The sequence below is a fragment of the Thermococcus sp. CX2 genome (assembly GCF_012027555.1).
In the GTDB taxonomy this organism is placed as follows: Archaea; Methanobacteriota_B; Thermococci; order Thermococcales; family Thermococcaceae; genus Thermococcus.
Window position 1 is genome coordinate 12,669 of the sequence record NZ_SNUQ01000004.1, and the last position, 23,272, is coordinate 35,940.

The 23,272-nt window shown below is 49.3% G+C and carries 20 protein-coding genes and 1 tRNA gene; 17 read left to right on the forward strand and 4 right to left on the reverse strand.

Annotated elements, in window-relative coordinates; translation table 11 throughout:
• Positions 1–7: 7 nt before the first annotated feature.
• Entirely contained in the window at positions 8–4,549 is a 4,542-nt protein-coding gene (locus E3E23_RS08320; protein WP_167907921.1) for an ATP-binding protein, read from the reverse strand.
• Between the two features lie 81 nt (positions 4,550–4,630).
• Here E3E23_RS08320 and E3E23_RS08325 point away from each other — a divergent pair, with 81 nt between their 5' ends.
• The 10 genes from E3E23_RS08325 to E3E23_RS08370 all read left to right on the forward strand — a co-directional run bounded on the left by E3E23_RS08325 (position 4,631) and on the right by E3E23_RS08370 (position 14,329).
• Complete coding sequence (locus tag E3E23_RS08325) at positions 4,631–6,466, forward strand: tRNA-guanine transglycosylase (RefSeq protein ID WP_167907922.1); 1,836 nt, start codon at positions 4,631–4,633, stop codon at positions 6,464–6,466.
• Positions 6,467–6,500: 34 nt separating this feature from the next.
• Positions 6,501–8,936 carry a tRNA(Met) cytidine acetyltransferase TmcA gene (locus E3E23_RS08330; protein WP_167907923.1) on the forward strand — a complete coding sequence of 812 codons (2,436 nt, stop codon included), beginning with the start codon at positions 6,501–6,503 and terminating at the stop codon, positions 8,934–8,936.
• Positions 8,937–9,006: 70 nt separating this feature from the next.
• A complete protein-coding gene (locus E3E23_RS08335) occupies positions 9,007–9,519 on the forward strand; it encodes a TIGR00288 family NYN domain-containing protein (RefSeq protein ID WP_167907924.1) in 513 nt (170 codons plus the stop codon).
• Positions 9,516–10,031, forward strand: a complete 516-nt coding sequence (locus E3E23_RS08340; protein ID WP_167907925.1) for a TIGR00288 family NYN domain-containing protein — start codon at positions 9,516–9,518, stop codon at positions 10,029–10,031. The genes E3E23_RS08335 and E3E23_RS08340 overlap by 4 nt, the downstream gene beginning before the upstream one ends.
• A 38-nt stretch (positions 10,032–10,069) precedes the next feature.
• A complete protein-coding gene (locus tag E3E23_RS08345; RefSeq protein WP_167908049.1) occupies positions 10,070–10,987 on the forward strand; it encodes a calcium/sodium antiporter in 918 nt (305 codons plus the stop codon).
• Positions 10,988–11,087: 100 nt separating this feature from the next.
• Positions 11,088–12,224 (forward strand): thiamine ABC transporter substrate-binding protein, encoded by a 1,137-nt coding sequence (locus tag E3E23_RS08350; protein WP_167907926.1) that lies wholly within the window; start codon positions 11,088–11,090, stop codon positions 12,222–12,224.
• 63 nt (positions 12,225–12,287) lie between these two features.
• A tRNA-Arg gene (locus tag E3E23_RS08355) sits at positions 12,288–12,364 on the forward strand.
• A 387-nt stretch (positions 12,365–12,751) separates the two neighbouring features.
• Positions 12,752–12,898: a hypothetical protein gene (locus tag E3E23_RS08360; RefSeq protein ID WP_167907927.1), complete on the forward strand. Its 147-nt coding sequence runs from the start codon at positions 12,752–12,754 to the stop codon at positions 12,896–12,898.
• Positions 12,899–12,990: 92 nt separating this feature from the next.
• Positions 12,991–13,620 (forward strand): hypothetical protein, encoded by a 630-nt coding sequence (locus tag E3E23_RS08365; RefSeq protein ID WP_167907928.1) that lies wholly within the window; start codon positions 12,991–12,993, stop codon positions 13,618–13,620.
• Positions 13,621–13,684: 64 nt separating this feature from the next.
• The gene (locus E3E23_RS08370; RefSeq protein ID WP_167907929.1) at positions 13,685–14,329 is read left to right on the forward strand and encodes a hypothetical protein; all 645 of its coding nucleotides are present in this window, start codon (positions 13,685–13,687) and stop codon (positions 14,327–14,329) included.
• A 96-nt stretch (positions 14,330–14,425) separates the two neighbouring features.
• On the opposite strand, the gene asnS is transcribed toward E3E23_RS08370, so the two are convergent.
• On the reverse strand, positions 14,426–15,718 hold the full coding sequence (asnS, locus tag E3E23_RS08375) for an asparagine--tRNA ligase (RefSeq protein WP_167908051.1): 1,293 nt from the start codon (positions 15,716–15,718) through the stop codon (positions 14,426–14,428).
• A 229-nt stretch (positions 15,719–15,947) separates the two neighbouring features.
• Here asnS and E3E23_RS08380 point away from each other — a divergent pair, with 229 nt between their 5' ends.
• Positions 15,948–17,210, forward strand: coding sequence for an amidohydrolase (locus tag E3E23_RS08380; RefSeq protein ID WP_167907930.1), 1,263 nt, complete (start codon positions 15,948–15,950; stop codon positions 17,208–17,210).
• Here the strand turns inward: E3E23_RS08380 and E3E23_RS08385 are convergent.
• Entirely contained in the window at positions 17,191–17,604 is a 414-nt protein-coding gene (locus E3E23_RS08385) for an NfeD family protein (protein WP_167907932.1), read from the reverse strand. The genes E3E23_RS08380 and E3E23_RS08385 overlap by 20 nt on opposite strands.
• Positions 17,605–17,623: 19 nt before the next feature.
• Positions 17,624–18,580 carry an SPFH domain-containing protein gene (locus tag E3E23_RS08390; RefSeq protein WP_167908053.1) on the reverse strand — a complete coding sequence of 319 codons (957 nt, stop codon included), beginning with the start codon at positions 18,578–18,580 and terminating at the stop codon, positions 17,624–17,626.
• Positions 18,581–18,694: 114 nt separating this feature from the next.
• Between E3E23_RS08390 and E3E23_RS08395 the strand changes: the two genes are divergently transcribed.
• The 6 genes from E3E23_RS08395 (at position 18,695) to E3E23_RS08420 (ending at position 23,155) form a co-directional block, all read left to right on the forward strand.
• Complete coding sequence (locus E3E23_RS08395; RefSeq protein WP_167907934.1) at positions 18,695–20,587, forward strand: phosphoadenosine phosphosulfate reductase family protein; 1,893 nt, start codon at positions 18,695–18,697, stop codon at positions 20,585–20,587.
• 29 nt (positions 20,588–20,616) lie between these two features.
• A complete protein-coding gene (locus E3E23_RS08400) occupies positions 20,617–21,486 on the forward strand; it encodes a winged helix-turn-helix domain-containing protein (RefSeq protein ID WP_240920779.1) in 870 nt (289 codons plus the stop codon).
• Between the two features lie 41 nt (positions 21,487–21,527).
• Positions 21,528–22,133, forward strand: a complete 606-nt coding sequence (locus E3E23_RS08405; protein ID WP_167908054.1) for an HVO_0476 family zinc finger protein — start codon at positions 21,528–21,530, stop codon at positions 22,131–22,133.
• A 146-nt stretch (positions 22,134–22,279) separates the two neighbouring features.
• Entirely contained in the window at positions 22,280–22,651 is a 372-nt protein-coding gene (gene rpl7ae, locus E3E23_RS08410) for a 50S ribosomal protein L7Ae (RefSeq protein ID WP_167907938.1), read from the forward strand.
• A gap of 79 nt (positions 22,652–22,730) precedes the next feature.
• Positions 22,731–22,943 carry a 30S ribosomal protein S28e gene (locus E3E23_RS08415; protein ID WP_012571913.1) on the forward strand — a complete coding sequence of 71 codons (213 nt, stop codon included), beginning with the start codon at positions 22,731–22,733 and terminating at the stop codon, positions 22,941–22,943.
• Between the two features lie 5 nt (positions 22,944–22,948).
• Positions 22,949–23,155 (forward strand): 50S ribosomal protein L24e, encoded by a 207-nt coding sequence (locus tag E3E23_RS08420; protein WP_167908056.1) that lies wholly within the window; start codon positions 22,949–22,951, stop codon positions 23,153–23,155.
• Positions 23,156–23,272 lie beyond the last annotated feature (117 nt).

Genomic DNA, 23,272 nt, shown 5'->3' on the forward strand with positions numbered 1-23,272 from the left:
CTAAAAATTATAAATCTTTGGGCCATTCTTTTATTCCAAAAACTTCCAGGTTGGTGACTTGGTATTTTTCGAGTATTTTTTGGTATCTATCCTTCTCTGACTCTACGTCCCCTATGAATTCTTCCAGAGTTCCATTCCACAATTTTTCCCCGTGGGCTCGTATCTTTCTGAATAAAGTCCTCCAAGGTTCTATCAGTTCTTCAAATTTCTGGATATCTTTAGTTGTCGCATTGAACACTTCCTGGGATCCGATTATTATGAGTTTCTCTTTCATTCTACTTGCAGCAACGTTAAGCCTATTTGGATTAAACAGGAACTCCAAGACTGCGCTTATGTAGGAAGGATCACTTGCCGTCAGGGAGATGATTATAATGTCTTTTTCTCCCCCTTGGAATCTCTCCACAGTATCAACTTGAACATGTTCTAACCCGACTTCCCTAAGGAGATTCTTAATCTGGGCTCTTTGTGCCTTAAACGGCACAACAACTCCAAACTTCTCTTTGGTAGTATACTCTTCAGGCAAGCTTTTGACAATTTTGCTGATAATGAGTTTCTCAACTTCGTTGACTTTGGTGGACTTATTTTCATCATGGAGTACCAAGGTTATGGGGTATTCAGGCTCAATTGTGTGTGTGGCAGGATTTCCTTTTAATTTTCTAATGTGTTCTTTCAACTTTGTTTTAAACTTCTCAGAGTGCTGTCTTAATGTCTCAATTTCATTTTTCTTACTCTTTAGTTCAATGCCATCATACTTGTAGAACAAATCAGTATGCATATCTGCAGAAACCTGAGGCAATCTGTATGTTTCATTGAGCCTATGGAACGGTAGAATTTTTTCTCTTAGGTCACTATTTTCCCACAAAGGAGGGTCTCTATAAAGGAATCTCTTGAAATCTTCTCTTTCCGACTCTGAGAGTTCCCCACGTAAGAATCTTATGAAATTGATAGCAGACAGGAATGGTGTATGCTGTTCAATTGTTTCACGATCTTCATGTTCCCAGTCGTGCTGTTGAATGGGCTGCATTTGTCTGTGGTCACCAACTAATAAGACCTGTCCATTTTCTTTTAGGAATGATGTTGCTAGGAAGAACATGGGTAGATCCATCATGCTAGCCTCATCTATTACAATTAGATCTGCAGCTATGTTGATTTTGTTTCCATTAGAAAGCTTCCTGTTAGATAATCCCGAAATTGCACCGGTGGTTCCGAACACTATAACTGCTCTGGGATGATGTAAAAACTTTGACAAAGGTATGTCATCCTTTTTGGGAGAGCTAAAGGGGATTGAATCTTTATTGTAATTAATGAATTTAACGTTGCTGAATGTTTCTTCTGGAAGTTCATTTTCAAGTTCTCTTCTTATTTTGTCTCTCTGCTCGGAGCTGTTTACAAGCCGATATATGTTAATGTCCTTACCTTCAAACTCTTCTTTCAGGGAACTAAATAGCTTCATAAAACTAGTTAGTGCCTCATTAACTGCCCTATGGGAAATTCCCGTTACCAAAACCAAAATATCATTCCCCTGTTTTAGGGATGAATAAACTCTACTTAATATTGCAGGAGATATAGCCCATGATGTTTTTCCTGTTCCGGGAGGGCCTTGGAGATTTACTAAATTTTTGTCCCAATCTAGTATAAAACTCCTCTGTTCATCGTTTACTTTTTCAATCAAAAAGGTATTAATGAACTCTTCAATATCACCCTTAGTCCATGGAGGTGTGATCTTCATTAAATCAATTTTGTCCTTTGTTATTCTTTGGGATTTGTAGAGAGAGTTTAGTTTGGAATAGAATGGGTGTGTATTCGTATTTTCTCGTAATGTGTCCAAGGTATCATAAGCTCTCGAAGAATTTATATCATCAACAGTCTCGTCTATTACCAAGTATCCTCCAGGGTGTAACGTCATATCTCCATTTTTCAGTCTCCTTACCCTATTTTCATTATCTAAGTATAAATGTTCCTCTGCAACAAATTCATAGCTCTCGATGCCAAATGGTTGTAGCAGTTTTATAGACACTCTACCAGAGTTCTCATCAAGGAATTGAATAGTTGCAGGGATTGAATGCTGTATTGATTTGGGATCCTTATACTTTGTTATCTGTCTAAATCCGCCATTTTCTTCAATTACTGGAGTAACAACAACAAAGGAGTCTTCAGAAAGAGAAATTGGTGGGGCACTCTCCAAGTCCCATCTTTGCCCATCGGGGAGGAGTGCATAACCGTGTATTATTGTGGTATCCTTATCTGGTCTTTCTATTGATTCGATTTTAATTAGGAGAGACTTTCCAGTACTGCAGCGTTCTTTAAGCGGGAGTCTGTAGTATTCTTCCATAAGCTCTTTTTTAGTATGATGCTCTAGCTTCTGATACTCCATCAACACCTCCGCAAGGGATATTTCCTCAAATCCTTGGGCTTCTAAATCATCTATTGGGATTGGTTCCTTTCTCACGGTGGCATCTTTGTACCATTCGGGAACGCTCCTCTCTAGATGCCGGATTGCAAGTGCAAAATATTTTGCAAGTTCGGCTAATTCAAACCGACCTTTTTCATCCTTAATATCTTTCCACAGATATTCTAATGGTATTTGCTCTAAGTCTCGGTTAATAACTGGATAAATCTCACCTGAGAACTCTGATCCACTGGCAACAATCAACCGATTTAGATTTATATGCACACTTTGATATTCTCTAATTTCTTTCTTTGCGGCAATCTTGAAGATGTTTTCGAATTTACCCGTTAGGGAGCTGTCCCACCGGAACCATAAATCGTCTCCACGACCTGGAATACGGTGTTGGGCAGTTGTAACAATTATGCCGAGTCCGGGGAACCTTAAAGCTTTTCTTCGTTTTATACCCTCTTGTATTATAGAAACCGTGTCTTGCTCACGGGGCTTAAAATCAATAGCCGATCTTAATCCAAGTATCCATCTAATTCCCTTATAGTATTTTAGCTTGTTAGAGTGCCGCTTTATAGCGTCCATTAGTGAATTCCTTTGGAATCTGCTATAAAAATAGAGGTGTACATAACCATATTTTTGGGATTCTTCGGGGGATTTCCAAGGCTTCTTATCGGGTTCTCTATTCTCAAAGAATTCATCAAGGTTCAATTCCTGTGGTTTTACCTCTTTTATTGCTCGGAACAGTTCTTCAAAGAACTCATCAAGTAGCTGTCTTTCAAACACGTCCATTTTATCTTCATCTTCAGAGAGCTCTTGAATAATCTTGACGATCACTTTCTGCTTATTGGAGAGAGTGTTTTCCACGACTGCACTCAAGATTGCTATTCTGTCGTAAATCGGGTCATGCTGGACAAATATATACGTCCGAATAAGGGATCCTGATGGATAGTTAGGGGTTATGATATCATCTTCTCTGTAAGTGTCTTTAGGTAAGTTGAATCCGGAACCTTGTAGCCAGTCTGGGAAGTAATCTGGCTCTCCAGCTCTGCGATTTATCTCCCTTAGAAGCCTGTATGCACCTTGGGAAAGTTTCTGGAGGTTTGTTATGTTCAGGCGTTTTAAGATAGCATTTACTTTTTCGCTATCCTTAGGTTTAAGAGGTTCAAAATTTTTCGGGCTTAATTTTTCCGGATAGTCATATAGATTCGCTAAGTCCTCTAATGTTTTAATATCCATTTCTTCAAGAAGTTCTTGGTCTCCAGGCAGGATACCTAATAATCCTAGACTCTGTTCTTCCACAGCTTCTTTGATACACAGGGCTTCATATGGGCAATTTTGACATCTCTTACTGATCCAAAACCTTGGGATTTCTTTCCCTTCTATTAGTTTACTAAATGTCCCATCTTTTTTTAGGTGTTGTTTTAAAATCTCAATATATGTTCTCGTTTCTTCGGGAAATTTAAGAGCTTTTAGGCAGCCTTGTTCTCGGAGTTCATTTAAAATATCAGCATTTGGCCTAATTTCTTCTGAAAATCCACGTTTTTTCAAACAATCGTATGCAGAGTTGAGATTGTTCTTTTTTGTGAGGACTGCAACATAGACACTAATGTCACGATTCTTTATTGAAGTCCTGACCGCATTGTAAATTAACATTGCATATGCTACTGCTTGGATTCTATGATGGAACTTTTCTTGATTGGTAAACTTTGCTTCAAAAATCCAGATTTCGACCTTGTGGGGCAGATGCCTTACTAAGATGATATCGGCCTTGCCTTCAATTTTGTATATCCCAATTTGACCCTCTATGTGGGGCTGGAAGAAAATACGTTGCTTCTCTTTGTAGAACTGAGGATTCAATATATACCAGATTAAGTTTGCAAATTTTTTCTCAGACTTAATTATGTTATTTTCAGGAATACCAGTCATTTGACTCAAGATATCCAATTGTGCTAATTCGAAGTTTTCTCCCTGTTCTCTCAATATCTCGTCAATTTTTCCTTTTAATTTGTTTTGTATCTTTTCATCTAACTGAGAAAGCTCACTTTTAAGTTCCTCTTTCTTACTCAGCCAGTAAATATATTTCGGACATTTCTCAAGTTCAAAATATCTGGCTATCTGACTTGGGCGTAAAATTAAATCTGACTTGGCCATAGGGCTATACCCCCTCTGTCAGTAAACTCATACTGACAATATTTTTAAACCTATCGCGAAGTTTTGAATTGGGGATTAAATATGTCTATTCGTCCAAAACCTCCTCAAGAATTCACATTTTTCCCAGTAGTCAATTTCATGACAGGTCCTCCCGGAGTTCTCCGAAATGGGGGTATATGGAAATCGATTAAAAGAGGAATAATACACGAGCTAAAATTGTCTACAATAATGACTCAAGTTCTTCACTTTGTGGATTTTGATCTCAACGAAAAGAGCTTTAATGAATGGTTTAAGGATGGAAAGACGTTAAAAGACTGGATTATACAAGAGAATCCGACTTATTCTCCCATTCTCTTCGCAGACAGTGGTGGTTTTAAACTTCTGTATAACCGGGAGTATGATTTGTCAAAGTACCAACTTAAAGCAACGCCCGAAAGCGTTCTAGATTTGCAACTTAAACTTGGTGCAGACTACGTTGCATCTTTGGATTATCCAATACCTCCTGGACTAAATGAGGAAGAAACTAATGAGAGAATGGAAAAGAGCATTATGAATGCTGTACGCCTGATGGAATTAGTGTATGATTCACATGATGTGGGGGTTTTTCCGTATCTTGCTGTCCATGGCAGATCCTACGAAGAAATTCAGTATTATGTCAAAAGATTGTTCAATCTCCTTGAGGAAACCGGATTTAATGAGTATTCCCACTATCCTTTTGGGTTGGCCATTGGTTCAATGGTTCCAATAAAGAACCATTATGAGCTAATCGTTGAGATAATAAAAGCTCTCAAGGACACATTACTTGAGATACATTCTGACCCAGAAAAAATTCCCATACATGTTTTTGGGATTTCTGGAAGGATAACCCCCTTCATGTATTATCTGGGGGTAGACAGTTTTGATAGTAATACCTATGTCAAAGCTGCTCAGAATCTTCAGTTTTTTGTTTCGTACACTCAAAAAAAGAAATTCCACACGATAACTAGCAAAGACTTGGATTCATGTCCATTCTGTAACCGTATTAGGGGTCGGAATCTCCAGAGTGCAAAGAAAATATTGAAGAGTAAAAGTTACTATCGCTATTCCCTTGGTGGGCAAGAAGTGATCAAGTCAGATATTTATGGTATAATCGCTCTTCATAACCTGTCAGTTCAATTAAATCTTCTAGAAGAGCTAAAGAGGTATAATCCCAAATCCCGCGAATTTAAAGAGTGGCTTGTTAAGTATGCAAGTAACGACAACAAGCTTTTGAAAGTAGTCGCTAAGTTGTCCGCGATTGATAACGACTTTACTGAAATTGCCAGTGACTTAAGGGTTAGACTTCCACGGATTTCTGGGACTCGATTTTACACTCGTAAAATTTCCCTAAAGCGTGATCCTACTAAGTTTGACATCACAAAGCTACCTTATCAAATTTCTCCAGAGAAGAGAGTTATCTTGGTATTGGCGTGCACCCCCGAAAAGCCGTACTCTGAATCTCGGACACACAAGATTATTTTCAGATATCTTCAGGAACATGGCATCAATCTGGAAAAGATTGAAAAAGTTACTCTCTCTGGGATGTACGGTCCCGTCCCCCAAAACTTTGAAACAGAAACCCCAGTACTAGAATACGACTTTATACTGTCTTCCCGTACTCCAGAAGAGCAAATAGACTTGGTATCTACCCGGTTGAAGACGTTCTTAGAAAATCACGCGAAGACTAAACCCGTTATTGCATACATCGGGAGTGGAGCATATCGGAGAATTATCCAAAGAGTTCAAAAGGAACTAGAAGGGAAAGTTTCTATCACTCTCCTACCAAAGGAATCTCAGATGCGAAAGAGAGTTAATTCAGAAGTCAGGAAAAAGACTCATCTAAGGACTCTTGTAGCGACACTAAAGAAACTATTAAACACGAGTACTGAACCTTTTTAAATCCCCCTTCTCCCTTTCTTCTGGGGGTGAGGCAGTGACCGTGAAGGTCCGCTTTAACAAAGAAGTGAGAGACTACGCCAAGGGCGAGAAGGTGAAGGACTCCGTTCTCAAGCTCACCGAGACGGCCCTCGCTCAGGCCCTTGAGAAGTTCCACAGGAGAATGATTGTCATCGAAGGAGACAGCCTGAGGAAGGCTGAACTGGCTGGAATCCTCGCGGGAGCCTCTGCAAAGGTTCTAAGCGAGATAATCGACGAGCTGAAGGAGAAGAGGCTCCGCGACGAGAGCGAGGATAAAATCGAGGTTCTCTACGCCACCGATGCCCTTGGAGAGGAAACCTTCGGAAGGAAGCGCTACGAGGCTTTTAGAAAGCACTTCGACGTTCTGGCAGGTTCTGACGTTAACGTCAAGGCCGTAACCTTCAAGCACACCCGAGACATACTCGGAAGGACCTACGACCTCCTCGTTCTTGACCTCAGCTACGACTACTCCCCCAACGACCTCGGAAGGATAATCGAGACTGTCAGGGGAGGCGGCCTAATATTCGTGCTGGCTCACCCGTTCGAGAAGTGGAAGAACATGTGGACGGGCTTCCACAAGAGCCTCGTTACTCCCCCGTACACCATCGACGACGTCAAGAAGCGCTTCAACAGGAGGCTCATAAGAAAGTTCACGGAGCACGATGGCATCTACATAATCACCGAGAACGGGAAGGCCAAGAAGAAGCCCAAACGGAACAAGAGCCAGGCCAAGGTGAAGGCCAGAAAGGGCGTCGAGATTCCAGAGGAGACCGTCTTCCCGCGCGAGCTCTACGAGATGGCATTGACTGAGGGCCAGGTTGAAGTTCTGAAGGCCTTTGAGGAGCTGGTGGAGAACGAGGGTATGGTCGTTCTCACCGCCGACAGGGGCAGGGGTAAGAGCGTCTCCGTTGGAATAGCGGCGATAGGTCTGGCTTTGGCCCTGAAGAAGAGGACAAGGATAGTTGTTACTGCTCCCGAGCCAGAGAACGTTCAGAGCCTCTTCCGCTTCGCCAGGAGGGCTCTGGAAAAGCTCGGCTTCAAGCCCCACGTCGTTGAGGAGAAGGGTCTGATAAAGGAGCTCTACGCGAGGAAGATAGGCCTGCGCTATTATCCGCCGACCGAGGGCTACAAAAAGAATGCCGACCTCTACATCCTCGACGAGGCAGCTGGAATCCACGTGCCGATACTCCACAAGTACCTCAACAAGCCCCGCGTGGTTTACTCCTCAACGGTTCACGGCTATGAAGGAGCTGGAAGGGGCTTCTCCGTCAAGTTCCTCAAGAGGGCAAAAGAGAAGCGCCAGTTCAAGGAGCTCCACATGGACGAGCCGATACGTTATGCTGAAGGCGACCCGATAGAGAAGTGGCTCTTCGACGTTCTCCTGCTTGATGCGGAGCCGGTTAAGCTCACCGAGGAGGACTACGAGCTGATTAAGAAGAAGGAGGTCTACTTCGAGGAGCCCGACCTGGATGACTGGTTCGAGAACGACAGGGAAGACCTGAGGAACTTCGTCGGCATATACATCCTCGCCCACTACAAGAACAGACCGAGCGACGTGGCCCTTCTCGCGGATGCCCCCCACCACGAGGCTCGCGTTCTGCGGCTGAAGAACGGGAAAATAGTCACTGCCATACAGATAGCCAAAGAAGGAAACATCCCGAAGAAAGTAATAGACAAGATGGCCAAGGGCTACAAGCCGAGGGGCAACATAATCCCCGACATGATGGTGAAGCACCACTACCTGAAGGAGTTTGCCAAGCTTAAGGGCTACCGCATAGTCAGAATCGCCACGCATCCAGACGCGATGGATATGGGACTTGGAAGCAAGGCACTGGAGCTCCTCGAAAAGGAAGCGAGGGAGAAGGGCCTCGACTGGATAGGCTCGGGCTTTGGCGCGAGTGAAGAGCTCATACGGTTCTGGGTCAGGAACGGCTTTGCGGTTGTACATCTCAGCCCTGCTAGGAACCCCGTGAGCGGGGAATACACGGCCATAGTGCTCAAGCCCCTCAGCGAGAGGGCGGAGAAGCTCATAAAGAAGGCCAACGATGAGTTCAGAATCCGCCTCACGGAGTGGCTCGGCGATACTCACAGGGATTTGGAGCCCGAAATAGCGCGCTGGCTCTTTGAGAGTCCCTTCGGCGAGGCCGTGGATTATCCGATACACCTGACCGAGACGCAGAAGAAGCGCCTCGACGCCTTCACGGGCAAGGTGCTCACATACGATACTGTCGTTGATGCGGTGAAACCCATAGTTAAACTCTACTTCCTCGACGGCTGGATGAAACCGTATCTCGACGAGAGGCAGATAAAACTGCTGATTTACAGAGTCCTGCAGGCCCACAGCTGGGAAGAGACGGCCAAGCTCATCGACAGGACCGAGATGTTCACCATGATAGAGGTGCGCGACATAATCAGGGGGCTCTGGTACTACTATAAACGGGTAATTGGCTGAGGCCTTAAACTAACTTTTTATAGGATTGCCGCGTAATTCATCCGATGCATCCATCACAGCGGTGACAGCTATGTCAGGTAGCAACTGGGAGAAGATAGTTTCGATAACCAAGGAGGGGATGAGAAGTATTGGAATGATGCGGCGGAAGATAAGCAGGGGTAAGAGGATAGCATTGCTCATAGATGGCCCAAACATCCTCCGAAAGGAATTCGGTGTTAGGCTTGAGGACATAGTGGAGGCCCTTGAGGGTATTGGTGACCTCAGGGTTGCAAAGGTTATACTCAACCAGTACGCGCCCCAGGGGCTGATAGAGGCAGTTGCCAACCAAGGGTTTGAGGTGGTGGTAGTTTCTGGAGAGACCGGTGTCAAGCTTGCCGTTGAGGCAATGAGGGAGATCTACAACCCCAACATCGACGTAATTGCCCTCGCCACGAGAAACGCGGAGTTCCTACCGGTGATTCTCAAGGCAAAGGAGAAGGGAAAGGAGACGATAGTCATAGGAATAGAGCCCGGCTTCAGTGCGGCGCTCAAGCATGCCGCGGATTACACAGTAATCCTGACTCCAAAGGGTGAGGGAGAATGAAGGAGGCGCTCTTCAAGGTTCTCAAGCGTGGAGAGAAGGAAGTACCCCCCGAGAAACCCCCAAAGCCGAAGAGCAAGAGGAGCATAGGCCTCATCATCGATGGGCCGAACATCCTCAGGAAGGAGTTCGGGATAAAGCTGGAGGACATAGTGGAGGCACTCGATAGGATCGGCAAGATTCGTGTGGCCAAGGTCGTTCTCAACCAGTACGCGCCCCAGGGGCTGATAGAGGCGGTGGTTAACCAGGGGCTTGAGCCGATAATCGTTGCCGGCGACACCGACGTGAGGATAGCGATAGAGGCTATGGAGCTCATATACAACTCTGACGTTGAGGTAATCGCATTGGCGACGCGTGACGCGGATTTTCTGCCCATAATCAACGAGGCCAAGAGGAAGGGAAAGGAGACGATAGTTATAGGAGTTGAGCCGGGCTTTTCTGTGGCCCTTCAGAATGCCGCCGATTACGTTATCAAAATGGAAAGCAAAGGGGGAGAGTTGTCCGGGGGCAAATAGCTTTTAAATCCTTTTCCTAGCCTATCTTGGTGGGAGAAGTGATAGTTGAAATCGTCGCGTTCATTGTGGGGCTCGCCTTTCTAATCAAGGGAAGCGATTTCTTCGTAGAAGCAGCCTCGCGCGTGGCGAAGGGCTTTGGGGTGAGCGAGTTCATCATAGCGCTCGTTCTGGCCAGCATAGCGACGACCCTGCCTGAGGTAACGGTATCGGCGCTGGCAGCATACGGTGGAAACAGTGGTATAGCCCTTGGAAACGCCATCGGAAGTGCGCTGGCGAACATCGCCCTGATACTTGGAATATCCTCACTCATCCTTCCGCTCAACGTTGAGGCGACCGCCTGGAAGAATTCCCTCTTCATGGTCGTCGTTACTGCATATGCCGCTTTCCTAATGTATGACGGGACGATAAGCAGGCTCGACGGGGCGAGCTTAATCCTTATCTACTTCGGCTTCCTCTACTACCTCTACCGGAAGCACATGGTCCTTGAGGAGATGAACGCCGGGCGCGGCAATCCGAAGAGGGATGTCCTCATAATGCTCGGCAGTGGTCTTGTGGTAGTTGTCGGTGCGAGGCTGGTCGTCGACAGCGCGGTAACTCTCGCGAGGGCAATGGGAGTCCCGGAGGTCGTCATAGGGCTTACCCTCGTCTCAATAGGGACATCCCTCCCGGAGCTCACCAACTCCCTCATGGCAACGCTCAAGAAGCTTCCCAACATCAGCGTCGGCAACATAATCGGTGCCAACATCCTCGACGTGCTCATGGTCATAGGCATCGCCTCGGTGATAAGGCCCATAGGGGTTGATCCGGGCATATTCTCATTCACCCTCCCACTGACGCTGGTGGTCATGGTAATCCTTACACTCTCCCTGCGCCTCACCGGAAAGGTGAGCAGGATCACTGGGGTAGTCTTCCTGGCGATATACTCTTACTTCCTCTACGTCCAGTTCAGCACTTGAGTTACATTTTTGTTTTCCCCATTTCTGGGAAGCAAAGCTTTATTTAGTCCATATATTACCCCCTTATTGAAACGTACAACCAATTACTGGAGGTGACATCATGAGAAGGTTTGCCGCGCTGTTCATCCTGCTGCTCCTCGTTGGGGCCATCGGTGCTGCAAGGCCCGTAAAGGCTCAGGAGGAGCTTACCGTCTACTCATATGACAGCATAGAGTGGTGGATGAAGGAGATAATCCCGATATTCGAGGAAAAGTACGGCGTTAAGGTTAATCTCGTCCTCATAGGCGACGCTGGAGAGGTCCTCAACAGGCTCATCCTCGAGAAGGACAACCCCCAGGCTGACGTCGTCGTTGGAATAGACAACAGCTACCTCGCGAAGGCTATAGATGCAGACGTTCTCGAGCCCTACAAGCCTGAGAACGTCGACGTCATTCCCCAGTGGATAATCGATAACTTCGACCCGACGTTCCACCTCACGCCCTACGACTACGGCTACATAGCCATCAACTACCGCAAGGACATGGTGCAGAACCCGCCAACCAGCCTTGAAGACCTCACCAAGCCCGAGTGGAAGGGCAAGCTCATCATCGAGGATCCGAGGACCAGCTCGCCGGGAATGGCCTTCCTCCTGTGGACAATAGCGGTTTACGGTGACGACTGGCTCTACTACTGGGAGAAGCTCAAGGAGAACGACGTTCAGATCGTCGAGGGCTGGAGTGCTGCTTGGAGCGCCTTCACCAAGGGTGAGTATCCGCTTGTGCTGAGCTACGCCACCTCGCCAGCCGCAACCGTTTACTACGAGAACAACACCAACATCGGCGCGGTTGCCTTCAAGGAGGGCAACTACCTCCAGATTGAGGGTGTGGGACTGGTCAAGGGCGCCAAGCACCCTGACCTGGCCAAGAAGTTCATAGAGTTCCTCATCAGCGAGGAGGCCCAGGAGAAGCTTCCGGTCAACCAGTGGATGTACCCAGTCAACAAGAACGTCCAGCTCCCGGAGGTCTTCCAGTACGCAGTGAAAATCGACAAGCCTGTTACTGTTGACCCGAAGGCCATCGAGGAGAACTACGAGGCCTGGCTCAAGCAGTGGACCGAGCTCATGGTCGAGGGCAAGAGCGCTGACGAGATACTCGGCAAGACCACTACCGAGAGCACCAGTGAGAACGGTGGAATCTGTGGGCCCGCTTTGATTGTTGCCCTTGCAGTTGTCCCGCTCCTCCTCAGGAGGAGGGGCTGAGCCTTTCTCCTCTTTTCTCCATACCGTAACTTTTATAAGACTCCCCCTGAACCTCTAACCCGAGGGCCCGTAGCCTAGCAGGATAGGGCGCCGGCCTTCTAAGCCGGAGGTCGCGGGTTCGAATCCCGCCGGGCCCGCCATTCTCGAAATAATCGCTTCCATGCGCCTCACCTTCTCTAAATGCTCTTTAAGAAGCTTGTTTGTGAGGGCCGAGATGTTAAAGCCCTCTTCCCTAAGACCGCCGACCACTTCCTCATCAAGGTACAAATGAACGCGCGTCTTTCGCCTCTTTTCGGACTTATCTCCGTTGAGAGCCCCGCTATATTTAGGCCCACTTTGTCCCAACATGGCCCACCATTGTGATAATGGACGGAGGTCGATATTAAAACTGCGGTCATAGTCCTTTGCTGGAATTTTGCGTCACTGCGTTTTATTCAAGCTTTTTGATTGTTTTCCTTAGGACAAAAGCCGAAACTTTCTTATATATGGTTGTAATAATCCCATAAGAAATCATAGGGGTGATATCCATGCCGGATGAGAAAAAGCTGACGTTTAGTGATGGATTCCGATTTGGGCTTGGGTTTTTCACGGCAGGAATAGTGTTCTACATTATAATACTGATCATAACAATGCTAGTCCTTGGTGCTATGATGGGCACAGCAACTATGCACTAAAAATCCTGGAACTGTTGGGATTCATGCGTTAAGCACTATCCTTTTTGTTTTAGCAATCTCGGCAATCGGAAGAAATTAACTCGGTGGGGGCGGTGGCGGTGCCGTTGTTCGGGAAGAAGGATGAACCTAAAGAATTGCCGGAGCATATTGAGACTACCGAGAAAGTGGTTGCTAAGAAGGTGTATTTGATTCCTGACGAGCCGACTGTTCAGGTTTATGGCATGGAGGAGATAATAAAGTCTCAGTTGCTCGGCAAGGAGGTTGTTGCAGGCACTCTGATTGAGATTGAGACCATGTCCGGTTTGCCTTTTGACGAGAAGGTTCTCAAGAAGATGGGTGGTGCCCTGAAGGTGCGGTTTAAGGTCTGGAAGGTAAAGCCAGAAAGCAGGGGCATCGTCTCTGAGGAGACCAAGATCATAATCGAGGGGCGGATAAGTAAGGTTGATATGGAGGCCTTCATCGATAAGTGCTTGGGTATCCTCATATTGCTCGAAGAGGAAGCTTCTATGCCTGTTGGGTATTCTGAGCTCAGGCACTTTGTTAAGGGGGGCGTGGATCTCAGAAAGCTGGATATTCAGACCAAGTCGAAGTTGTTAGATTTATTGTATGAAATAGAAGAGAATTGCTTGAAAGCCATTCTGGATCGGAATCAGGGCTACCTTGGCATCAGGGCGCTTGAGTGTGTTCACAAGTTAAGAGGTATCTTGGAAGGAAGGTCTTAAGGAAAAGAAGGCGGCTGCCTGTCGTGAGGTGGTAACATTGAATACTAACACAAAAACATGGGTAGTGATTCCCCTCATAGTGCTTTTTGTTTATATTGCAATTATTGGGGCGTGGGTTGGTGCTAAAACACAAAATGACACTACCTTGCAATTCATATTAGTCATAGCGAACATTTTAATGGCAGGTGTTGTTGCCATTCAAGCAATGGCTACTGCGGAAGCAACAGAACAGGCAAAAAAGCAGGCAGAACTAATGAATGAAACCCTTATTGAGATGAGAAAACAGCGCCTGAATATTGAGGAATACAAAAACTATCTCGTTGAATATCTTAGGTACCTTGTCTTGAGATTGGAAGGAAATACAACAAGTGGCTATCAACACGTTGAAGAGCCTTACCTGTTTATCTCAAGGAGATACAAGAATAGGATTGGCACATCTTCTCTTTCTCCTGCAGAAGAGGGTTTCATACGGAGGATCTCAAGATTCATCGAGAGGTTCCTTGAGGCACATGGTTTGGAACCTCAGGAAATAAAGGAGTATAACGGTTTAATCTCCAACTACGGCAGGGGTAAAGATAGCCAACTTTTGAAAACTATTCGGAGGAGATCTGAGGAGCTTCTGAAAATTGCAGAGCCTATTTTCCAGAGGGTTGAAGAGATGGGTGATAAAAGGTTAGAGGAAGAAATCCTGAAAATCCTTGAATCTTAGGTAGCTTGTCCGGTATGCATAGTTTTCTTTTTCAATGTCTTGCTTATTCGAGTCAAATGGATACAACATAAGAAGAATCAACAAAAGAAAGAAATCTCACGGATACAGCCTGCTCGGCGTCCTCGGGAAGAGCGTGGCCCAGCGGACGTGGTCGAGCTTGAGGACCCAGGCGACGAGCCTCTCCAGGCCGAGGCCGAAGCCGCTGTGTGGAACGCTGCCGTACTTCCTCAGGTCGAGGTACCACTCGTAGTCCTTCGGATCCATGCCCTCGTCGAGAATCCTCTGCACGAGCTTGTCGTAGTTGTCCTCACGCTCTGATCCGCCGATTATCTCGCCATACCCTTCTGGCGCGAGCATATCGGCAGCCAGGACCTTCCTCGGGTCCTCCGGGTCTTCCTTCATGTAGAAGGCCTTGATGTGCTTCGGATAGCCGTAGACGAAGAACGGGCTCTCGAACTCCTGAGTCAGAATCCTCTCCTCGTCGGCGCCCATGTCCTCGCCCCACTCTATCTCTATGCCCTTGCTCTGGAGTATGTCTATCGCCTCGTCGTAGCTTATCCTCGGGAACGGCGGAACCGTGTTCTTGAGTGTCGTTAAGTCCTTCCTGAAGGCCTCAACGTCGCTCCTCCTGAGCTCAAGCGTCCTCTGCACCATGTAGCTGATGAGCTCCTCTTCGACCTTCATGATGTCCCAGAGGTCCATCCATGCTGCCTCGAGCTCGAGGTGCCAGAACTCGGTGAGGTGCCTCCTCGTCCTGCTCTTTTCAGCCCTGAAGCTCGGCGTGAGCGACCAGACCTTCTCGAGGCCGAAGATGGCCGCCTCGAGGTAGAGCTGGGCCGACTGGCTTAGGTAGGCGTAGCGGTCGAAGTACTTGAGCTTGAAGAGCGTTGCGCCGCCCTCAACTGCCCCTGTGACGAGTATCGGCGGGAAGACCTCGTACCAGCCGTCCTGGAGGAGCCACTCGCGAGCGGCCTGCATCATGGTTGCCTTGACCTTCATTATGCTCGCGACCTTCGGCGAGTGGAGGTGCAGGTGCCTCACGTCGAGCAGGAACTCGTCGCTCGCGTCCTTCGTTATCGGGAAGAACTCGACGTTCTGGATGACCTGAATCTTATCGGCCTGGACCTCCACACCCGTCGGAGCGCGGGGGTCGGCCTTAACGGTACCTTCGATTATGACGCTCGACTCAATTCCGACCTTCTTGGCCTCGGCGTAGGCCTCTTCGCTCAGCTCCTTCTTGAATATCGTCTGGACTATTCCGCTCGAGTCTCTAAGCACTATGAAGACCTTCTTACCGACTTCCCTCTTTCTGTAAACCCATCCGGCGAGCTTGACGCGCTTACCTTCCATATCGGGTCTAACGTCCGCGCAATAAATCTTATCAATCATCATTACCACCTCCAGAGGCTTTGAGACTTCGTTTATAACGGTAACGATAGCCCACTCAGAAGAGCGTCAATTCATCCAGGGCTCGAGGGCAGTTATTCCCTTCCTTATCATCAGTATCGGCGGCATGGCCCTACTTTTCATTTCCAGCATTTAAATTCTTTGGGCGATTTTATGTCGTTATGTCAAAACTTTTAAGTATCCAGATGGCAGATATCCAAAGGGTGATGGGATGTTTGCGCTCATTGGTACGGTGGTCGATGCTGAGAAGGTTTTGAAAAATCATGCAGTTTTGGTGGATGGAACTGAAATAATCGACGTCCTTCCCTCAGATAGGCTCAGAGAATACGGAGTCGGTGAAATCTACGGTGGCGATGGTTACCTCGTTCTGCCTGGTCTAATCAACGCCCACACCCACGTTGCGATGGCCAAGTTCCGGGGACTTGGAGAGGATCTGCCAATAGAGCGCTGGCTGAACGATGTTATATGGCCCGCTGAACTCGAGTGGAAGCCAGAGGAGATTCGCCGCTGGGCACTCCTCGGAATGGCCGAGGCCCTAGCGAGCGGCTCGACAACGATAAACGACCACTACTTTTTCGCTGACGAGATAGCAAAGGCCGCTCAGAAACTGGGAATACGGGCCTTCATCGGGCAGACGATGATGGACTTGGTGGACTTTCCTTTGGCAGAGCCTGAAGAGGGCTTCAAATTCTTCAAGCGGTGGGAGGGCAAAGACGAACTGGTTAAGCCCACTTTAGCTCCCCATGCAACGAATACGGTCTCACTTGAACTCATGCGTGAAATCGGCGACTTTGCCCGCGAGAGAAACGCTCTAATCCACGTCCACCTTTCCCAGAGCAGAGAAGAGGTCAGGGCCGTTAAGGAGCGCTATGGCCTCGCTCCCGTGGAATACCTTGCTAAAGCTGGCGTTCTTGATGGGGACCTCATCGGTGTGCACGGAATATACCTGAGCGACGAGGAAGTTAAAATCTACTCCAGGAGCGGCGCTTCCCTCGTCCACTGCTCCCTCAGTATGGCGAAGCTTGAGGCCAGGATAGCTCCGATAATTGAGCTTTACGAGGCAGGGACGAACATAGCACTGGGCAACGACTCGCCAAACCCCGTTGGCGTTATGGACATGTTCACTGAAATGCGCTTTGCGGCCGTGCTTAACAAGGTCTGGCGGAAAAGGACGGACGTGGTTACGGCGAAAGATGCCTTAACCTGGGCGACCGTCGGGGGGGCCCAGGCTTTGAAGCTTAAAGCTGGGCTGATAAAACCCGGCTATCTTGCCGACCTGGTGCTCATAAACGCGAGGAAGTCCCAGTTCCTTCCAGGAAGGGAAGTCTACTCGCACATCGTCTACTCCACAAGGGGAAGCGATGTCGAGCTCGTTGTTGTGAACGGAGAAATAGTCTATAAAAACGGCGTCCTGGTAAAGCTTGGAAAAACGCTGGAAGAATTATGGGAAGAACTCAGACCTTCCGAACGATGAGCTTGACGCCATCAACGTTGATGACCTCGACGGTGTCCCCTATCTTCAGCCTCTCCTCGCTGAGGGCTATCCACTTATCCCCCTCGAGCTCGACGAGGTAGTGCTCCTTTCCGACCTCGACAACCTTTCCCCTTTTACCTTTGAGCTCGAAGGTGTACTTCGGCTTTCCGACGTCCTGGACGTCCCTCTTGATGTACTTCCCGATGACCATGTAGGAAATCACTGCCGCCACGAGTGAAACGACGAAGGACTCGGTGAAGCCCCAGCCGAAGCCGAGGAGTAGCCCGAGGACGGCGAAGGCAACGCCTATGGGCGTTATGAACGCAGTGACCATCATGTCGAGCACTATTATCAGCAGCCCCAAAATTAAGAGGGAGATGGGAAGGGCATCCATGGCCGCTCACCATTGGCCGTTAGCCCATAATGTCCTTAAGCGTTTCGAGGTCAAGATTACTGGAGTTCCCTGCTTCCTCAACGGGCTTCTTTTCGCTCTTCGGTGCCTTTGGCAGTTCGGTGTCCTTCACCTTCTGGAGGATTCTCAGCAGGCCTATCAGCGCCTCGGTATCGTACGGGACGATGAGGTTGCCGTACTTGGCCAGTTCAGGAAGCTTCTCGATGTACTGGAGGGTTAGGTACTTCTCGTCTGCCATCTTCAGCGCCTCAAGGACCTTCCTTATGGCCTCGGCCTGGCCCTCCGCGATGAGTATCTGTCTCTGCTTCTCACCTTCGGCTCTCAATATTGCTGCTTGCTTCTGTCCCTCGGCCTCTTTGATGGCGCTCTCCTTCTTACCTTCCGCGAGGAGAATCATGGCCCTCTTCTCACGCTCGGCAGTCATCTGCTTGGCCATTGCCTCCTGGATGTCCTTCGGCGGGTCAATCCTCTGTATCTCGACGCGCGTTATCTTGACACCCCAGCGGTCGGTTATCTTGTCGAGCTCTTCCCTAAGCCTAGCGTTGATGATGTCCCTGCCGCTTAGGGTTTCATCAAGCTCCATCTCACCGATTATTGCACGCAGGTTGGTCTGGGCGAGCTTGACGATAGCCAGGAGGAAGTCGCTGACGTTGTAGACGGCCTTAACAGGGTCGAGAATCTGGTAGTAGACGACGGCATCGACGGTGACGACGACGTTATCCTTACAGATGACTTCCTGTGGTGGAACATCCACGACGTGTTCGCGCATGTCCACGACTCTTACGCGTTCCATGAAGGGTATTATGAAGTGTATTCCTGGCTCGAGGATTCTGTTGAACTTTCCGAGCCTCTCGACGAGGCCCTTCTGGTACGGTCGGATCACTTTGACGCTCAGCAGGAGCATTATCAAAAGAAAAACTCCCAGAATCAGCAGGGCGGCACTTGCGAAGGCAGACATTACCATCACCCACGGTTAGTTTTCAAACTCAAAAGAATAAAAATGCTTATAAACATTTCTGTTGAAGGACGACTTTATAAACCCCCTTGCCCCGATAAGCTCGGGTGAGAGAAAATGGGAAGGCCAGTCTTCCTTGGCAAGGCTTACGTTCACTGGTGTGGAGAGTGCAACGTTCCGCTCATCGGCGAGAGCTGTGCGGTTCACGGAAAGGAGGGCGTCTTCAAGCTCAACATCACTCCGCCCGGCGACCTGCGCTTCGCCTTCGAGAGGGACATCGAGTTCATCCGCTCGGTCTTTAAGGAGCACTACGGTGTGGATATCGGCGAGCTCTTCGATGGAAAGGTCGTCCTGCTCAACAAGACCCCAGGCGAAGATGACGCCTACGAGATAATCCTTGACGGCTACGTCTTCGGCTGGCTCCGCTTTGACCCCATCGAGCTCCGCTGGAAGCCGGGCTTAAAGGTCGAGGGTGCAATCGCCCTGTGGAAGCGCTTTGGGAAGACAATGAAGAAGTGGATAATCGTTGATGAGGGCGCGATAGAGCCCATCCGTAGCGGCTCGAACCTCCTTTCGGTCGGCATCTTGGAGGCCGAAGAGAGCATACAGCGGAACGATGACGTTGTTATCATCTCCCCAAACGGCGAGGTCGTAGCGACGGGCATAGCGAAGAAGGACTACGAGGCGTTAGTGGCCAAGGAGCGCGGAACTGGAGTGAAGGTCCGCAGACAAAAAAACGTAACCTACCGCGAGGGCAGAAAGGCCACGATGGAAGACGTCCTCAGGGCCAACAGCATCGAGCTGGAGAAGAAGGTAGAAGAGGCAAGGCGCTTCATGAGGAAGACCGCAATGCGCTACGCTGACCTGCCGATAGCGGTGGCCTTCTCCGGAGGAAAGGACAGCCTTGCCGTTCTCGGCTTGGCCCTGGAAGAGTTCGGAGATGAGGGCTTCACCGTCTTCTTCAACAACACCGGAATAGAGTTCCCCGAAACGCTTGAATACGTCGAAGAGCTCAGGAAGGAGCTTGAGCCAAAGGGCATAAAGTTCGTCGTTGCAGATGCCGGCGACGCCTTCTGGAGGGCACTTCATGTCTTCTCCCCGCCTGGGAGGGACTACCGCTGGTGCTGTAAGGTCACAAAACTTGGTCCGATAACGATGGCGATAAAGGAGAACTACCCGAAGGGCATCCTGATGTTCGTCGGCCAGAGGAAGTACGAGAGCATAAAGCGCTTCAAGCAGCCAAGAGTGTGGAAGAACCCGTGGGTGCCCAACGAGACCGGGGCCTCGCCGATATTCCACTGGCGTGCCCTTGAGGTGTGGCTCTACATCTTCTCCCGCGGGCTGAAATACAACCCCCTCTACGAGGAGAGACTCGATAGGATAGGCTGCTTCCTCTGTCCGAGCTCATCTCTGGCGGAAATCTACACGCTGAAGGAGGAGAAGCCCGAGCTCTGGGCTAAGTGGGAAAACGAGCTGGAGCGCTGGAGGAGGCGCTTCAACCTTCCTGAGGAGTGGATAACCTACGGCTTCTGGCGCTGGAAGAAGCTGAGCAAGGGTGAGAAGGCGATAGCGAAAAAGCTCGGCGTTGAGATTCCGGAAGAGCGCTCCTGGGAGCCAGTCAGGTACTCCATCGAAGAGGAAAACGGCGTCTTCACCGTCCGCTTCAACACCGTCGTTAACCTCAAGAGGATTCGTGAAGTTGTCCCAATCCTCGGGGAAGTTGAGGAAGGCGAAAACTACATAAGGGCGGGGAAGGTTACCTTTAGAGTAGACGGCGCCTACACAGAAGACTTCAACGAAGGGGTTCAGGCCTACTACCTCGTCAAGAGGGCCTACGAGTGCGTTGGCTGCGGCGTTTGCGTCGGCAAGTGTCCAGAAGGGGCGCTGAGCATAGACCCCGTGAGCAAGAAGATAGTGGTTGACGGCTCGCTCTGCACACACTGCAGGGAGTGTATGGACGTATGCCCCCTCTTAAAAATCAAAAACCCCGAGGAAGGAAGCCAGCTCTAATCGGGTTATTCTTGATTTTCTTTCTCTCAATGCTTCCCCTCGCTAACGGGCAGGGCTACGACTACGAAATAAACGCCTACGCCGTCTACTTTGAGGTTGTCAGCTCCGACTTCATAAAGGAGGACATCGAGATAGATCTCACCTCCCACACGAACCTGAGCCAGTACGTCATCTACACGGACTACCCCGTGGAGAACCCGAGCGCCGTGATGGACTTTGGTGAGGGGGTATCCCTGATAAACGTGACTGTTCGGGAGGTTCTCGGAGGAACGAACGCGATTTACCTCAACTTTCCGACGCTGAAATCAGGCCAAAGCGCCAAGATACGGCTCAGTTTCACTACCCGGGGGATGATAAGTGAGGTCGATGGCAAGGAGCAGTTCACATACTACATAAAGTTCAGCCAGCCCGTCGGGCTGTTCCACATGCAGCTCCTCATCCCGAAGGGATACGCCATACTCTCACCTATAATCCCCTCGCCCGACAAAGTGGAGAGCTCAACGAACAGGCTTCTCCTGGAGTGGACGCGCAGCAACATACGCGCTGGCGACGAGTTCTACTTCATCGTTGGCTTTTCAGGCGAGATCAAGATTAATCAGCCCTCAATATGGGGCTACGTTGGTATTTTCGCTCTTGGTCTGCTCCTCGGGGCGGGCGGTGTCTATGGCTACGTCCTCTACCGTGAGAAGAAGCGCGAGAGGGAAAGGGAGCACCTGAGGAGCGACGAGGAGAAGATTATGGCAATCCTCCGTGAGGGTCCAGTTCTCCAGAGCGAGCTCGCTGAAAAGCTCGGCGTTTCCAAAGCGAAGGTCAGCATAATCCTCCGCGAGATGGAGGAGAAGGGCCTTATAACGCGCGTGAAAGAGGGCAGAACCTACCGCATCTATATCAAAGAGTAGCTTTATAAACCGCTCCTCTCTTCTTCCCACTGGTGAGAGACATGGAGGAGTATTTCATCTGTCCTGAGTGCGGTAGCGATGACGTTGAAGTCATCAAAGAGAGAGGAAGGGAGCTTACCCTTCGCTGCAACGAGTGCGGCAACGTGTGGATCATAACGCTTCCCAAGCTCGTAAAGGTTCCGCTCATAGTGAGCAAGCACGAGAGGAGCTTCAAGACCTTCGCGGAGCTCCCAGAAGGCGAGGAAATCAAGGTCGGCGACATAGTTGAAACCGAGGACGATGAGGTTAGAATTACCGGCATAGAGCTCGAAGGCGATAAACGGGTGAACAAGGCCAAGATAGGCGAGATAAAGACCCTCTGGGGCGAGAGCTTGACCTACCCAAAGGTTATAGGCGTCTCCATCTACCTTCCCAAGGGTGTCACGCAGTCATTCAAGGTCAAGGTGAACAGGAACGAGGAGTTCGTCATTGGCGAGGTCCTCGAGGTTGGCGGCTACACATTCAAAATAGAGAAGATAAAGACCGAGAGGAAGATGCTCCGCCACGGAAAGGCGAGGGCCGACGAGATAGTTAGACTGATGGGCAGGCCGATAAGGGCCAGGGCCAGCAGGAGCCTCGAGATTTATCGCGGTTACGAGGGGGAGTGAGCCTTCCCACTCTTCCCTCATCCTACCCGCGATGATGACCTTGGCCGCTGCTGAGGTGTGATGAGGCCCATCGAAAGCCTTTTAAATATCCTCATGAAACTGAGCACGCAAACTCGATGAACGATGAAGTTTCGGAGGGATGAAGGATGGCGAAGCCAAGCTACGTCAAGTTTGAGGTTCCAGCTGAGCTTGCTGAGAAGGCCCTTGAGGCTGTCGAGCTCGCTCGCGACACTGGAAGGATAAGGAAGGGTACCAACGAGACCACCAAGGCCGTCGAGAGGGGCCAGGCTAAGCTCGTTGTTATAGCTGAGGACGTTGACCCGGAGGAGATCGTTGCCCACCTCCCGCCGCTGTGCGAGGAGAAGGAGATCCCGTACATCTACGTCCCGAGCAAGAAGGAGCTCGGCGCTGCCGCTGGTATTGAGGTTCCAGCTGCCAGCGTCGCTATCCTTGAGCCCGGCAAGGGCAGGGAGCTCGTTGAGGAAATCGCTATGAAGGTTAGGGAGCTCATGAAGTGAGCTCCTTTTCCTCCTTTCACTCACGGAAAGGTTTAAGTTCATCACTGCGAGGGGATTTTTAGACTAAGGGGTGTGAGAAATGAGCGACGAAGGATACCCAGCTGAGGTTATTGAGATCGTCGGCAGGACCGGCGTCACTGGTGGCGTTACTCAGGTCAAGGTCAGGGTTCTTGAGGGCCGCGACAAGGGCCGTGTCATAAGGAGGAACATTAAGGGCCCTGTCCGCGTCGGAGACATAGTCATCCTCAGGGAGACTGAGAGGGAAGCTAGGGAGATCAGGGCCAGGAGGTAATGGCGATGGCCAGGTGGAACGTCTGCTCATACTGTGGAAGGGAGTTCGAGCCGGGAACTGGAAAGATGTTCGTCAGGAACGATGGCAGAGTGCTCTTCTTCTGCTCCAGCAAGTGCGAGAAGTACTACTTCATGGGCAGGAACCCAAGGAAGCTCAAGTGGACCAAGGCCTTCCAGGAGGCCCGCCTTCAGAGGGCCAAGAGGGAGAAGTGATTTCTTTCTTTTCTTAGTAATTTTAGCTCAACGTGCTTTTTTGTCAGTCCTTAATTTTGAGTGGGCGAAACAGTTAAATACTATGAAAACGTTACTGTTTATGATAACCCCGTTGGG